Raw genomic sequence first — 14,538 nt, forward strand, 5'->3', positions numbered from 1 at the left:
TAAATGGCCGATCGTCAACCCATAGCGCTCATAATTGATGATGAACCGGATATCTGTAACCTGATATCCATGACCCTGCAGCGAATGAACATGCGCTCAGATATCGCTATGTCTGTCGCCGAAGCCCTTCGGCAACTGGAGCAGAAGCGCTATGATTTCTGCCTGACCGATATGAAGCTTCCGGATGGTACCGGCCTGGAAGTCGTCGAACATATTCAGGACTTACCGGCAGACAGCGCATTGCCGGTTGCAGTCATCACTGCCCACGGCAATATGGACACCGCCATCGCCGCGCTCAAGCTCGGAGCCTTTGATTTTGTCAGCAAACCGGTAAACCTCGAACGCCTGCGCAACCTGGTGCAGTTGGCACTGCGCCTGAATGAAGCCCGCTATGTCGAGCAACAGGAGTTTCCCGCACTGCTGCAGGGACAATCTCCTGCGATACAGGAGCTACGCAAGCAAATTGAAAAAGTGGCGCGCAGCGATGCTCCTGTGCTTATCTTTGGTGAGACGGGTAGTGGTAAAGAGTTGGCTGCCCGCTGCATCCACCAGCATGGTCCGCGCGCGCAAGAACCATTTATCCCCGTTTACTGCGCAAGTATTGCGCCAGAGAGGCTAGAGGAAATTCTATTCGGTAACGAATCAGAAGCCGGGCTCATCCACAGCGCACATGGCGGCAGCCTGTTCCTAGATGAAGTTGCCAGTCTTCCCCCGGATATACAGGTTAAACTCCTGCGGGTCATCCAAGAGAAGCGCCTTACGTCTCAAATAAATGATTCACGCACAGATCTGGATATTCGTATCCTCAGCGCCAGCAATAAACCCCTGGCCAATGAAGTGCGCGAAGGACGCTTTCGCAGCGACCTTTACTACTGCATCAACGTTATCGAACTACACGCCCCTCCCCTTCGGAAAAGGCTTGAGGATATTCCGCTTCTGGTTCGGGACATACTGCGCAGAATTCCCGCCAAGAAAAACGGCGCCGCTCCAAAAGCCGCACCAGATGCCATCAGTGCCCTACAGGTCTACCAACTTCCCGGAAACCTGCGCGAGCTCGAAAATATACTCGAGCGTGCAGTGACCTTGTGCGAGCGCAACACCCTGCATGCTGCAGACCTGCTGATTCCCGCTACGCAACCGGCAACATCCTCCACGCTTCAAGAATCGTCAGGTTACTCAAATAACAGCGAACTCGAACAACCAGCGATGACCGCTCTACCTATACCAAAGCAGGCCATCTATCCTGGCCAGTTCGCACATTCAGATTACTCGAGCCTGGATGACTTCTTACAAACCGTAGAGCGGGAAGCCATAGAAAACACCCTCAATGAGACCGACTGGAATAGAACCGCAGCGGCGGAAAAACTGGGGATTAGCTTTCGCTCTCTTCGATATCGCCTGAAAAAGCTAGGACTAGAGAACGAATAACCCGGCAACTGCCGGGTTATTCTTTATTCACAAATAGCTTGAGCCTGCGTTACCAGCAATCGACACCGAGTGCCCCACTGGCGCCCCGAACTCCGGCATTGGTCAGCGTGAAATTTCCGCACTGAGAATCCGAGGCCTGGGTTGTGCCATCGACCGGTGTTGCAGTGAGGGTAAATGTGGTTGCGGCAAGCGCTGCCGATATGACGTACAGGTTCTCACCTGAATCTATGGTCGCCCCATCCTTAAGAGACTCAGCGATCGCGCAGTCCTCACTGTTGTATGCGTTATACGTGGTAAAGCAGCGCTGCAGACGTTGCGCAGCATCATTCAGAGACGCTTTCGCATCTGCTCGGTTACTTTTCCGGACCGAATCCAGATAAGAAGGATAGGCTATAGCGGTAATAACACCGATGATCGCTACGACGATCATCAGCTCGATTAGAGTAAAACCTTTTTGTATTTTCATGTTTAATCTCTCTTGAATAAGGGTTACCGTAGCTGACGCCAGGACATACGCCCTACCGCCTCGGACGGAAACTCCCCTTCGGTCACATCCAGCTCACCTTTGATGTTACTGGTAGGTAGATAGGCCTTTTCACCACTGCGAATAACCTCCGAGTAGCTGATCACCGCGTAATCGACCTCTATACCATCTTCACCAAAAATGGAGTGTCCTTGATAGCGGTCGCCAACGGCGACAAGCTCCATCAACCAGCCACTACCACCGAACGAACATGGATCGGACGAAGTGATCATTGTCGGGAAAAGTAACCGATCATAAATCAACAGTGGCTTACTGATGATACGCTCACCCGTGACACTACCGTTATAGGTGAAGTCCAGATACCAGCCTTTCTTATTCAGCCACCAGTCCGTATCAGCATTGCCGTCCACGACCCGACGACCGTCTGCTTCAGCGGAAATTGTCTTGGCGAATAGCTGATCCCTACCGGACACCTCTTCCCCGGTATCGGCAATTGCATAGAAACTGTTTACCGTATCACCAGCGCTGTTATCTGAAGAAGTCAGATAACTACCTGTACCAAAGTACACCATAACCGCATTTTCCATCTCCGCATTAAGGCCCAAGGTGGGCGTAGAGGTTATCGGCTGGGTAACAGTGATGTCGTTGCCATCTGCATCCACAGAATCATAAGCAGCGGTGTACAGGGGGACATCGTTGCCACCGCTACGATAGTCGACACCCCAGCTATTGGTATTGCCCGCGGAAATATCGAACTTCCACATATTCCCAAGGAGATCACCCGCATAGGCGGCCACAATCTCACCGGTACCATTGGGCAGCAGAGCCGCGCCGGAAAGACCATTGGCTCCCGAAGTTCCGGCAGCCATTACCTTGGTGCCAGTGGTCGGATTGTCCAGGCTAACTGCAAACAGGTGCGCATTACCGCCGTCAGAATTATACCCGTTACCAAAAATCACCCGCCAACCCGCAAAGGTTGGGGCAACAATTGGCTCATTGGTAATATTACCCAACTTGGTGAAATCACCAGTCAAAAGGTCTTCATCTGTGAAGTCAAACAGTACATCCCCTTCGTCAAAGTTAGTCGGGTCGGTAACGTCAAGCGCGAAAAGTCCACGACCGCCGGCACCAAGTGTACCGACCAGAACGTTTTTCCAACTTCCATTAATAAAGGCATCACCCACAAACAGAGGACCATCTACATTGTAGGTATGTGGATTGCTATTGGTACCGTAATCAGAGCCACTAAGTTTACGCAGCTTTTCGTATATACCGGCCGGCACATAGGCAAATAGCTCTTCCCCGTTAGCGGCATCAAAAGCGTGCAACATTCCGTCATTCGCGCTGACGTAAAGGACTTCCTTACGATTCTGTTTGTAAGTCGTGTAATAAGTGCCATACAAAGTCCCGCCCAAATCTTCCGACAGCAAGTGGAAATTGTGCTTCTTACGACCTGCAAAAACGGGACTGGAGTTTACAATATCTCCCAATAAGCTCTCGCGACTGCGCAATCCCGATTCATCAGAGCCGCGCACCCACGCCAGACGAGACCTTCCCTCAACTTCTGTGTCATCACCCACGAGATCAGCCTGTTGCGTGGCACTGATCGTATCCCAGGTAAATTCTGCACCTGCCGTGCCGTTGTGGGTATATATCTCCCTGTCCGTCGGATTCGTGAAATCCGAGTCTTCGGTTTGCCATTTCACAGTTCCTACGGTGCCATCGCTATTGAGAGACAGGGCCTTCAGCTCGCCGCTCCAGTCCGCGCTATTGAACAGCGCCTGGTAGATAACAGTATCTGTTCCCAATCGGGTGGAGTTAGTAGCAACAGACGATGCGGATCCTGCAGCGGCGGCTACCTGCTCCAGAGCTTCACTCAAGCTGGCCTCCAGCTCTGAAGGATCTATCGCATAAAAGTAAGTGCTGGCCTCTCCTGCGGCGATATCCGTTTCGGAGGGCGCGTTACCATTTTCATCATCACTGTAACCGCCCCACTTTGCTGCGTAGTAGAGCGGGGTTTCCAGCAACTTGGCAGTAGATGTCCCTACATTGAATGTCGCAGGGAAAGCAGCATCACTGAGATTACAACCATCGCTACAACCAGTGCCGGAATAGGTGAATCCTTCCACCCCCGAATTCACATGGAAACCATCATTGGTGGTACCACCGATCACGAACCCAAACCCCATTGGCTGGTCGGTAGACTCCGCAATCGCATTAGTGGTCACTTTAACCTGTGTAGAGGTAACTTCATAATCGATGATTCCCCACATATCCTGGTCAAAGTCACCGCCCTGCTCGCTGTCCTCCCAGTTCACATACAGCTTACCTTTATTCGCCAAAACACCTGCGCCGGTGTCCACACCCAGATCCTGTGAAATCACTTTGAAGTCTACGATAGCGCAGTTTCCATCCGGGTTCGGATGTGTGTTTCGGCAAGCGGGGAGGATGGAAATGGTCTTGCCAGAATCGCCAGGTACCGGAATTTCTACCTTGGGCACCGCAGGTGCAAGCGCCACGCCATAAGTACGTACCGTCTGGTCGGAAGGCAAATCATTGCGGATACTATTCGCGCGGGCAAAGTAGGCCATACCCGCAATGTCATAAGTGCCTTCCAATCGGGGAGCATCCGGACAGGTTCCCTCGACTCCGGAAAGGGCGTTTACAGTTTTCGCCGTGCACAGCTGATTATTGTCGGTACCGTTCTCGCCAACAAAATATGTGCCACCGTGAATATTTTCCGCGGCACCGATTTTGTCGGTCCAGGTATCAACACCAGAGAAGGTTGCGTCCGTGTAGTCGCCGTCATAGGAACTGGTCGAGGCGTTAAACTGAATAACACTGAGCGCCGCGCAGTAATTGGAGGAATCCAGGGGAGTATCCCATTCGGGCGCTGGAAGGTTGCTAATATAGTTCGAGTCCGTGGCCGCAAAATTCGAACTTGCGGTTCGTCCGGCGAGATAGCGCAATGACTCCAGGTAAATTTCGGACTGCGGATTCCCCCAGTTGGAACAGTTTCCATCGGTGAAGCTCGACAATCCCCATGAACAGTTATCTGAACTGTTATACACACCTTGGCCGTAGTCATAGCCATAAATACGCAGCAGATCGAGTGTCTTCACGATACCTATGGCACTGGTAAAGGTACCGTCGGTGGACACGTTCACCTCATCGGCAAGACTCGAAACATTTTTGCGTAAAACACCACCAGATTTGTTCTTTCCGTAGGACCCTGTCAGCAAGCCAAACAGAATATCGCCGTCTTCACCGTATTTCTGAAGCAGTCCGGTCGGTTTCTGATTGCCGTTAGGGTAGGCCTTACAGTTGTCTTCCTCCAGGCCGGAAACACAAACCTGCACGCGCACATTGTATTCCCCATCCCCCAGTTTTACACCGGACACGCCTTCTGAACTGTTTTTCAACGGACTCTGGGAGTTTGCCCGCATTCCGGTCTTAGAGTAATCATTACCATTGACGCCCTGATTGCCACCAACCCCACTTTCATTTTTCCAGCGGCATTGCCAGCGCTCGTTACTGGCCCAGAGTGAGTAGTTTCCTTGCGCTACGCGAATTTCTGGCGCGTTTGTTACATCTTCGGAGTTTCCACTACCGGGAGTCGTATTACACAAAGTAATACCGCTGGTTGAGGTGTCTGATCCACCGATATTGCCAAACGGTGTCAAACTGCCAATATCACTGCCGTTGTAGTACTTTGCAAACGAGTGCGCATCGTGGGGTAACAAGGCACGCTCAAGTACCGTAACACCATCATCCGCATCTACATCCGCATCATAATCATTATCGGTTGAACGGTAGCCACCGTACAAAATCTTGCGCACCGCATCCATACGCGTCATGGTTGCCCAGTTCAGGAAGTTACCACTCCACTCGCCAGTTCCCGAATCGTAGTTACAATAGCGGCTGGAATCGGCTACCCGGCTCGGCTCAAAGCGCGCGTTCTGATATTTGTAGCACTTGCCATTATCAAAATAGCCATAGTATTCGATGGTCTTATCATAGGTTGTATCCAGGGAGCCATCTTCATCAAGGTCTGTGTAATCATCGTACGCCTTGAAATAGAGCTGATGATCGTTAGACATATTCAGCATCACAATCGGCTTCACCGGTTGCGAAAGGAAGAGTGGTGACTGGGCCAGCTCCAGAGATTGCACACTGTGGGCGAAACCCACCGCCAACAAAGCCGCACTGGTTGTCAGGCTGAGTTTTGCTTTTATCTTTTTGAGCAACATAATCAATTCCTAAACTATCGACTTATCAGCGTTTGTACGTTGACTGCAGAATCACGACGGCATCAGCAGTACCGCCTTCCGCACGACCGGTCACCCGGTAGAAAACCGTATCCTCTGTATCCAGAGAGCTGGCAAAATCAACAGCACTACCATCTGCAGCATTGATCGTGGTGGTACTGACAACCTCCTCGATGACAAACTGCGGCTGGCTCGCCACTTTCTTAACCCCGATATCGGTACGCACGGACCCGGCATCCCAGTTATAAGTATCCCAGTAGCCGGTACTAGTGGACCCATCAATCGCGGCATAATAGCCGGTGACGGTATTATCGAACGCTGGGATGGTGGCCCCCGTCAGCACCTCCTCTCCTTCGCGCAAAGCCGCCTCAGCGGACTGGAACGCGAGGTTGCGGTCTCGCATATTACCGGCCATCAGCTCCTGCATTCCGCTGCCCCGAATTGCAGCCATTCCTACCACGGTCATCAGCAAGACCATGATCAGGCCGACGATCAGTGTCATCCCGCGCTGGCTGCCGATTTTTTTTCGATAATTCATATTCTTCATGAGCTAAGAGTCTATTTTGTTCAGGGAAGACGGCTGCGGATAGCAATGGTATTGATAAATACCTGACGCAGGCGGCGATCACCGGGAGTGCTGTTGGTAGTGCCGTTAAAGGTATAGGGCTGCTCCTCAGAAAGGAGGTTGTCTTCGGTACTTTGCACCAGTAACTGAACCCGCACACTAGCGACATCCTCCCAGGCATTCGCAGTATTGATTGCAGTAGCCGTCTGGTAACTGTCCGGAACGCCATCACCGCTGGTGTCGCGGCCGTACAACAACTGCATGTCTTCAACACCTTGTAGCAGTTCCTGAGCATCACCACTATTTACCCTTTGCCACAGACTTGGCTGCCCAGAGGTTCCGTTATTCCTGATGTAGTACACAGTGGTATTCATCTTGATAATCTCGGAGTCAGTCCCGAAATTTTCATCGGGATCACTTTGCCCCCCCCAGGATGAATCTGCGTTCCCTGGTACCATGTCATTACCACCACCACTTGAATGCACGACATTGATTTCGGTGGCCCCCCCCGTGGAAGAAAGGTTTAGCACTTGAAACACGCGAGCCTTGGTGCAGTCTGAAACCACCAGGATGTCGTGCTCACACAATCCGCTAAAGCTGTCCAACCCCTCACCACAACTCGCCGTAACACCGGTATTTTCAGCAAATAGCTGTGAACCATTGTTGTTCTGCGTTACATCTACACCGTTACCGGTCGCGCCGCGAACGACAAGCACATCAGTTCCGGCCACAATATCAGCGGGGTAACCAGTAGGAATGGTTGTAACGTTGTCCAGTGCCTCGATACCGCTTTCAAAATCGTATTTCAGATCATCGGCATCATTTAGCGTATTGGTAAAGCTCATATTCCGGCTCATACACCCCATATAGCCGGCCATACGAATATCCTGTGCGAGGAACTCCATCGCCAGTCGTCCGCTCTCCTGCACCCGGGCCAACGCCTGCTGGGTGGAAAAAGTGGTACGACTTGAAAGGAACAACTGCACCACACCAGTCATCAAGATCAGGCCGATAGTGACAGAGATCATTAACTCGACCAGAGAAATACCTTTTTGGCTACGCATGCTTCCCTTCCTTACAGCCGAGTGGAGTACACAAATTCAGATTCATCTTCAGCAGCCTCACCAGAGCTGTTCTGCTCCGCCCACTGAATAGTGACAGTACAGAAATCGGTAGCGGCTACACACTCTACGCCACCGTCTGCACCCGGTAGCATGGTCTCAATATTGGTGAGCCACTCATTCATATCGGTCTGCGCGAGACTGGTACCAGTAGGTTTGTCTGCATCTAAAGCAAGTGAATAACTGGCCACATTGCGACGATTGATACGAACTCGATCGAGAATGTCGTACGCAAGAATGTTCGCCTGAGAACGCAGATAGGCGCTGTGGTTGTACTGCAGAGACTTACTCTGTAGTGCCGCCAGAGCCAGCAGCGAAGTACCCAGAATCAACGCCGTCACCATGACTTCAATCAATCCGGCTCCCTGTTGTGTACGCATGTAGTTTTCCTCTCTGGTCAGGAGCAGCCAGTGGTGCTGCGCGACATATTCAAAAGCCCGGCGACGCCCACGGTGATGACGCGCGCAGAATTACTACCACAGCCTTCGAAGCTGGCATTCATGGTGACACCTCCCGAACCGGAACGCCCGAGCATGCCTTTGCGGGTAAACCGCACGAAGGTGATGGCATTCCCACCTTGCGTAGCGGTCAGAGCGGCATTGTTGTCCGGGGCTTCCCAGAAGCGGAGCACTGCATCGGCATCGGCTACCACCGGTGCCGCCGCGTCATCGGTAGTTGCGGTGTCGATCACAACGATCCAGCTGTCGGTCCAGCCGCCGTTACATTCGGTTCCATTCGTTGTGCCGCACAGAGTAACCCGCGCGCCGCGCTTCACCGATTCCGATCGCGCAAAGTTGAGCGCACCGGCCAGGTCCTCGCCCAAGGCCAGAGAGCGCTGGTTTTGGACCATTGTGTTGAAGCTCGGCACCGCGATGCCGACGACGATGGCCAGTACGGCCATGGTTACCAGCAGTTCAATCAGGGTCAGGCCCCGCTGTTTGAATCCCATGACTGGATTATTCCCCCAATGCAGACGCATCTGTTTCTCTAAGCGTTTATTCTTTGCACATTTACCGCCAAAACACTTGTAACACTGGGTCGCACCCCAAGTGGTACGGCTAGCTAGTAAATTCTGGCGTTCATTTTACTGTATCGCGATAGAGAACCCTGCACCCTCTAGATGCGGAGTTACTGCGATGATAATTTTTGGGCACCGTATCACGTTGTTGGCACGCTCAGGAGCAGCGGCCGACAAGCGGTGTCGTTTGCGGGAGTCAACGGCAGCCAGGATGGCGGCCGCTTAGATAATGCACAGATTCAGGGAAGAAGCGTGAAAGCCCGGGGCCTCACTTTAATCGAGCTGTTGATTACACTCACCATTCTCGCGGTTCTTGTAGCCATTGGTATTCCGAGCTTCAGCGCCCAGATCAAATCCAGCAGGACCCGCGCAGCTGCAGACCAACTTTTGCAGGCGATCCACCTGACCCGCACCAAAGCGGTGACCAGTAACCGGCGTGCGACACTGAGAAAGCTGGGGGACTGGCAGTCTGGCTGGGAAGTCTTCTACGACCGCGACTTTGACGGCGAGCGGGATGATGATGAATTGCAAATCACCACCGCAGGACCTCTGGAAGGTATCTCCATCAGTACCAATGCCCCTTTTACCGACTACGTTTCGTTCATTGGTACAGGTGAGAGCCGCTATGCGGGCACTGTGAGCGGGGGCGGAATGCAGATGGGCAGTTTCACCATCTGCCCGATGGAAGGTGGAGCGGGGTACCAGCTTATTATCTCCCGCAGCGGCAGGGTTCGGGTAGCCCCTGTCACTGCGGCTGAATGCTGATCAGCCTCAGGTCCGCAACTCTTTGGGCAGGCTAAAGCTGATATTTTCCGGGATTCCGGCGATTTCATCCGGCGCTTCTGCACCGAGCTCTCTCAGTTTCTGAATCACCCGTTCCACCAGCACTTCCGGGGCAGAGGCACCGGCGGTGATACCAATGGTCTTCTTGCCATCGAGCCAACCGGCATCGATACAATCGGATCCGTCGATCAGGTAGGCCTCGGCACCACAGCGCTCCGCCAGCTCGCGCAGGCGATTGGAATTGGAACTGTTGGGGCTCCCTACAACCAGCACCAGGTCGCACTCCAGAGCCAGTTGCTTGACGGCATCCTGGCGATTCTGGGTCGCGTAACAGATGTCGTCCTTACGTGGACCGCGAATGTTCGGAAATTTGGCCCGCAGTGCATCGATGACTTTGGAGGTGTCGTCCACAGACAGGGTGGTCTGGGTAACGAAGGTCAGGTTATCCGGATCGCGCACCTCGAGCCCGCTCACATCCTGCTCATCCTCCACCAGATAGATGGAGCCACCATTGCCGGTGTCGTACTGGCCCATGGTGCCTTCCACTTCCGGATGGCCCTCGTGGCCGATCAGGATGCATTCGCTACCGTCGCTGCTGAACTTGCTCACCTCCATATGTACCTTGGTCACCAGCGGACAGGTAGCATCGAATACTTTCAGCCCGCGGTTTGCGGCTTCCTGCTGGACAGCCTTGGACACGCCGTGGGCGCTGAAGATGACAATCACATCGTCCGGAACTTCGTCCAGCTCATCCACAAAGACCGCACCGCGCTCGCGCAGGGTGTCCACCACAAACTTGTTGTGCACGACCTCGTGACGCACATAAATGGGCGCACCGAACACATCCAGCGCGCGGTTGACGATATCGATCGCGCGATCGACACCGGCACAAAAACCGCGGGGGTTGGCGAGGCGAATCTGCATTTTCCTGTCCTTGACCTAGTTGACCGAGGCCACTTCGAGAATTTTCACGTGAAAGAATACGGTCTGCCCGGAAAGCGGGTGATTGAAGTCGACTTCCACCTCATCATCACTGATTTCACGGATAACACCGGGCAATTCCCCCGTGCCATTATCGAACGAAACTACCAGGCCTTCCTCCAGTTCCATATCCGGAGCGAAGTGATCCCGACGCACTTTCTGAATGTTGGCTGGATTGCGCTGGCCGAATCCCGCCTCGGGGGGAATTTCAATTTCTGCCTCATCCCCCGCCTTAAGCCCGAACAGAGCCTGTTCGAAGCCCGGCAGCAGGTTGCCGTCGCCGACAATAAATGTGGCCGGATCACCTTCGAAGTTGGAGTCCACCTCGGAACCGTCATCCAGCTTCAGACTGAAATGCAGGGTTACCCGGCTGTGCTCACCAATGACGTTATTGCTCATAAAACTGCTCTGAATATTTACACTTCTGCGCTGTTTTTGTCGGACTGCTCATCCTTGTCTTTGAAAAAGAGCAGTTCGATCACCAGCATGGCGGCCCCCACAGAGATGGCCACATCAGCGACGTTGAATACCGGGAAATGCCAGCTGCCGTAGTAGACGGAGATAAAGTCCCGCACATAACCCAGCACCACACGGTCCCAAAGGTTGCCCAGGGCACCGCCGAGAATCAGCGACAACGCGATGGGCTCCCAGCGCTTCGCCGCCGGCAACCGCTTCAACCAGACAATCACCACCGCACTGAAAATCAGTGCGACCGCGCCGAAAAACCAGCGTTGCCAGCCACCGGCATCGGCGAGGAAGCTGAATGCAGCGCCGTAGTTCTCTGCATAGGTGAACTGCAGCAGACCCGGAATAATCTGCAGTGCAGGCCCGTACATAAACTGCTCTACCGCCCAAACCTTGGTAGCGATATCGAGCAAGATCACCAGCAGTGCCAGCAGGTACCAGCGCAGTGGGCTGCCGAAAACATTAAGCCCACCAGACTTAGGCATAGTGACGTTCCTCACCAGCACCACTTACGTTCTCGACGCAGCGACCGCAGAGTTCCGGGTGCTCACTGTTACTACCTACATCTTCACGATAGTGCCAGCAGCGGCCACACTTGGGCGCATCCACCTTGTGGACGGTCACGCGCAACCCAGCCAGGTCGGTTTCTTCCGCACCCGCGGCGTCGGACAGCGGCTGCACCGATGTTGAGGAGCAGATCAGCACAAAGCGCAGTTCGTTTTTCAGTGCATCCAGCTTTTGCTGCAGAGCTGGGTCGGCGTACAGGGTGACGGATGCCTGCAGAGAGCCGCCGATATTGCCGGCTCCGCGCTGCTCCTCCAGCACCTTGTTTACCGCGGTCTTCACATCGGCTATCGCTTCCCAGAATTCCGCATCCATCTGCGCATCCTTGGGCAGATCGGGGAACTGGTGCCACTCCGCCAGCATCACACTGTCTTCGCTGTTACCGGGTACAAACTGCCACAGCTCTTCCGCGGTAAAGCTCAGGATCGGCGCGACCCAGCGCACGAATGCCTGCATGATGTGATACAGGGCGGTCTGCGCGGAACGGCGCGCAATACTGTCCGCTTGGGTGGTGTACTGGCGATCCTTGATGATATCCAGATAGAAACCACCCATTTCCACGACACAGAAGTTGTGCAGCTTCTGGTAGATCTGGTGGAACTGATAGCGATCGTAGGCAGCAATGATTTCTTCCTGCAGTTTTGCAGCCTGCTCGATTGCCCAACGATCCAGTGCCAGCAGTTCTTCTACCGGCAGCAGATCTTTTTCCGGATCGAAACCTGCCAGGTTGGAAAGGAAGAAGCGCGCGGTATTCCGCAGGCGGCGATAGGAGTCCGCGGTGCGCTTGAGGATTTCATCGGAAACCGCCATTTCGCCACTGAAATCGGTGGCGGATACCCACAGGCGCAGCACATCCGCGCCCATTTTGTTGATCACGTCCTGCGGGGCAACGGTGTTGCCAATGGACTTGGACATCTTGCGGCCCTGGGCATCCACGGTGAAACCGTGGGTAAGGACCTGTTTGTACGGGGCGCAGTCATTGATGGCGATAGATGTTTTCAGGGAGGACTGGAACCAGCCACGATGCTGGTCAGAACCTTCCAGATACAGGTCCGCCGGAAACCGCAGAGCGTTGCGACGTTTCAGCACCGCATGATGGGTCACACCGGAATCGAACCAGACATCCAGGGTGTCGGTCACTTTCTGGTAATTGTCCGCGTCGTCACCGAGAAGCTCAGCAGCATCCAGTTCGAACCAGACGTCCATACCACCCTGCTCGACCTTTTCCGCCACTTTTTCCATCAGTGCCGGGGTGTCGGGATGAATCTCGTGGGTTTCCTTGTGCACAAACAGCGCGATGGGCACGCCCCAGGTACGCTGACGGGAGATACACCAGTCCGGGCTGGCGTCCAGCATGGAATCGATCCGCGCCTTGCCCCAGCCGGGGATCCACTGCACTTCATCCGCGGCTTTCTGCGCGTGATCCAGCAGATCGTTCTGCTGCATGCTGATAAACCACTGCGGGGTAGCCCGGTAGATCAGCGGGGTCTTGGTGCGCCAGCAGTGCGGGTAGCTGTGTACCAGTTTGTCCTGGTGCAGCAGCACGCCTTTTTCTTCCAGCAGCTCGACAATCTTGCCGTCCACCTTGTACACATGCTCGCCGGCAAACAGAGGCACGCTATCGCGGAATACACCGTTGTCATCGACATAATTCAGGGTATCGATGCCGTAGCGCTTGCCCACATTGAAGTCGTCCGGGCCGTGATCGGGTGCGGTGTGTACACAGCCGGTACCGGCATCGGTGGTGACGTGGTCGCCAAGGATGATCGGCAGTTCCTTGTCATAGAACGGGTGCTGGATTTTCAGGTGCTCGAGCGCGGCGCCGCGGATTCGGCCAACCACGTCACCCTCGAGGCCCGCACGTGCAAGCACGGCGTCTTTCAAGTCTTCCGCCACCAGCAGGCGCTTGTCGCCTACCTGGACAACCACATATTCAAGCTCGGCATTGACGGATACCGCCTGGGAGGAAGGCAGGGTCCAGGGGGTGGTGGTCCAGATCACTACGGAAAACTGGCCGTCACCGGCGTGACCACCGGCGGCATCGGCGATGGCGAGCGCGGTTTCTTCGGTGACCGGGTAGCAGACGTCGATGGAGAAGGAGGTTTTATCCTGGTACTCCACTTCCGCTTCCGCCAGTGCGGAACCGCCGACCACACTCCAGTAGACCGGCTTGAACCCGCGGGACAGGTGGCCATTTTTCACCACACCGCCGAGAGCGCGAATGATGTCTGCCTCAAACTGGAAGTCCATGGTGCGGTAGGGATTGTCCCACTCGCCGAAGACACCCAGACGGATAAAATCTTTCTTCTGGCCTTCAACCTGTTTCGCGGCGTATTCGCGACACTTCTGGCGGAAGGTCTTGTGGTCCACTTTGACACCGGCCTTGCCAACTTTCTGCTCAACCTTGTGTTCGATCGGCAGGCCGTGGCAGTCCCAGCCGGGCACGTAGGGAGCGTCGAAGCCGCTGAGGGTTTTCGACTTGACGATGATGTCTTTCAGGATCTTGTTGACCGAGTGACCGATATGGATGTCGCCATTAGCGTAGGGAGGACCATCGTGCAGGATAAACTGCTCCCGACCAGCGCGGGCTTCACGAATTTTTTCGTAGAGCTTGCCTTCTTGCCATTTCTTCAGAATCTCCGGCTCCCGATTGGGCAGGTTGCCGCGCATGGGAAAGTCGGTCTGGGGAAGGTTCAGGGTCGCTTTATAGTCGGTCATTTGCTATCTACTTCGGTTGTAGCTCAGAAATAATTCATTTTTAACGCACCTCACAGACTTCTGATGGCTCACGCTTACGAAGTACAGGGCGTAAAATTTAAGCTGGAGTGCTGGGGATTAGGTTTCAGGACCGCTGTGAACCC

12 protein-coding genes are annotated in these 14,538 nt (G+C 54.2%); 2 read left to right on the plus strand and 10 right to left on the minus strand.

Going from position 1 to position 14,538, the window contains the following annotated elements; all coding sequences use genetic code 11:
* Positions 1–3: 3 nt before the first annotated feature.
* On the plus strand, positions 4–1,428 hold the full coding sequence (locus B4U49_RS10210; protein ID WP_078084492.1) for a sigma-54-dependent transcriptional regulator: 1,425 nt from the start codon (positions 4–6) through the stop codon (positions 1,426–1,428).
* A 49-nt stretch (positions 1,429–1,477) separates the two neighbouring features.
* On the opposite strand, the gene B4U49_RS10215 is transcribed toward B4U49_RS10210, so the two are convergent.
* From B4U49_RS10215 to B4U49_RS10240, 6 genes are read right to left on the minus strand one after another with little or no spacing between them, the layout of a single operon-like run.
* Positions 1,478–1,894, minus strand: coding sequence for a type IV pilin protein (locus B4U49_RS10215; protein WP_078084493.1), 417 nt, complete (start codon positions 1,892–1,894; stop codon positions 1,478–1,480).
* Between the two features lie 23 nt (positions 1,895–1,917).
* Complete coding sequence (locus tag B4U49_RS10220; RefSeq protein WP_078084494.1) at positions 1,918–6,162, minus strand: pilus assembly protein; 4,245 nt, start codon at positions 6,160–6,162, stop codon at positions 1,918–1,920.
* 25 nt (positions 6,163–6,187) lie between these two features.
* Entirely contained in the window at positions 6,188–6,727 is a 540-nt protein-coding gene (locus B4U49_RS10225) for a pilus assembly PilX family protein (RefSeq protein WP_078084495.1), read from the minus strand.
* Positions 6,728–6,747: 20 nt separating this feature from the next.
* A complete protein-coding gene (locus B4U49_RS10230) occupies positions 6,748–7,809 on the minus strand; it encodes a PilW family protein (RefSeq protein ID WP_078084496.1) in 1,062 nt (353 codons plus the stop codon).
* Positions 7,810–7,820: 11 nt separating this feature from the next.
* Positions 7,821–8,246: a type IV pilus modification protein PilV gene (gene pilV / locus B4U49_RS10235; RefSeq protein WP_078084497.1), complete on the minus strand. Its 426-nt coding sequence runs from the start codon at positions 8,244–8,246 to the stop codon at positions 7,821–7,823.
* 17 nt (positions 8,247–8,263) lie between these two features.
* Positions 8,264–8,815, minus strand: coding sequence for a GspH/FimT family pseudopilin (locus tag B4U49_RS10240; protein ID WP_158078598.1), 552 nt, complete (start codon positions 8,813–8,815; stop codon positions 8,264–8,266).
* Between the two features lie 321 nt (positions 8,816–9,136).
* Between B4U49_RS10240 and B4U49_RS10245 the strand changes: the two genes are divergently transcribed.
* Complete coding sequence (locus B4U49_RS10245) at positions 9,137–9,649, plus strand: GspH/FimT family pseudopilin (protein WP_158078599.1); 513 nt, start codon at positions 9,137–9,139, stop codon at positions 9,647–9,649.
* Between the two features lie 6 nt (positions 9,650–9,655).
* Here the strand turns inward: B4U49_RS10245 and ispH are convergent, their stop codons facing one another.
* From ispH to ileS, 4 genes are read right to left on the minus strand one after another with little or no spacing between them, the layout of a single operon-like run.
* Entirely contained in the window at positions 9,656–10,591 is a 936-nt protein-coding gene (ispH, locus tag B4U49_RS10250) for a 4-hydroxy-3-methylbut-2-enyl diphosphate reductase (RefSeq protein WP_078084500.1), read from the minus strand.
* 15 nt (positions 10,592–10,606) lie between these two features.
* The gene (locus B4U49_RS10255; RefSeq protein WP_078084501.1) at positions 10,607–11,047 is read right to left on the minus strand and encodes an FKBP-type peptidyl-prolyl cis-trans isomerase; all 441 of its coding nucleotides are present in this window, start codon (positions 11,045–11,047) and stop codon (positions 10,607–10,609) included.
* A gap of 17 nt (positions 11,048–11,064) precedes the next feature.
* Positions 11,065–11,598, minus strand: coding sequence for a signal peptidase II (gene lspA / locus B4U49_RS10260; protein ID WP_078084502.1), 534 nt, complete (start codon positions 11,596–11,598; stop codon positions 11,065–11,067).
* A complete protein-coding gene (gene ileS, locus B4U49_RS10265; protein ID WP_078084503.1) occupies positions 11,591–14,395 on the minus strand; it encodes an isoleucine--tRNA ligase in 2,805 nt (934 codons plus the stop codon). The genes lspA and ileS overlap by 8 nt, the downstream gene beginning before the upstream one ends.
* Positions 14,396–14,538: the final 143 nt, after the last annotated feature.

It is taken from the genome of Microbulbifer mangrovi (genome assembly GCF_002009015.1).
Lineage (GTDB): Bacteria > Pseudomonadota > Gammaproteobacteria > Pseudomonadales > Cellvibrionaceae > Microbulbifer > Microbulbifer mangrovi.

What these genes read in the sequence shown, in the direction of transcription:
- B4U49_RS10240 (WP_158078598.1), bottom strand. Translation starts at nt 8,815, where the DNA reads ATGGGATTCAAACAGCGGGGCCTGACCCTGATTGAACTGCTGGTAACC.
- B4U49_RS10220 (WP_078084494.1), bottom strand. Translation starts at nt 6,162, where the DNA reads ATGTTGCTCAAAAAGATAAAAGCAAAACTCAGCCTGACAACCAGTGCG.
- B4U49_RS10210 (WP_078084492.1), top strand. Translation starts at nt 4, where the DNA reads ATGGCCGATCGTCAACCCATAGCGCTCATAATTGATGATGAACCGGAT.
- ileS (WP_078084503.1), bottom strand. Translation starts at nt 14,395, where the DNA reads ATGACCGACTATAAAGCGACCCTGAACCTTCCCCAGACCGACTTTCCC.
- B4U49_RS10255 (WP_078084501.1), bottom strand. Translation starts at nt 11,047, where the DNA reads ATGAGCAATAACGTCATTGGTGAGCACAGCCGGGTAACCCTGCATTTC.
- B4U49_RS10215 (WP_078084493.1), bottom strand. Translation starts at nt 1,894, where the DNA reads ATGAAAATACAAAAAGGTTTTACTCTAATCGAGCTGATGATCGTCGTA.
- B4U49_RS10225 (WP_078084495.1), bottom strand. Translation starts at nt 6,727, where the DNA reads ATGAAGAATATGAATTATCGAAAAAAAATCGGCAGCCAGCGCGGGATG.
- ispH (WP_078084500.1), bottom strand. Translation starts at nt 10,591, where the DNA reads ATGCAGATTCGCCTCGCCAACCCCCGCGGTTTTTGTGCCGGTGTCGAT.
- B4U49_RS10230 (WP_078084496.1), bottom strand. Translation starts at nt 7,809, where the DNA reads ATGCGTAGCCAAAAAGGTATTTCTCTGGTCGAGTTAATGATCTCTGTC.
- lspA (WP_078084502.1), bottom strand. Translation starts at nt 11,598, where the DNA reads ATGCCTAAGTCTGGTGGGCTTAATGTTTTCGGCAGCCCACTGCGCTGG.
- pilV (WP_078084497.1), bottom strand. Translation starts at nt 8,246, where the DNA reads ATGCGTACACAACAGGGAGCCGGATTGATTGAAGTCATGGTGACGGCG.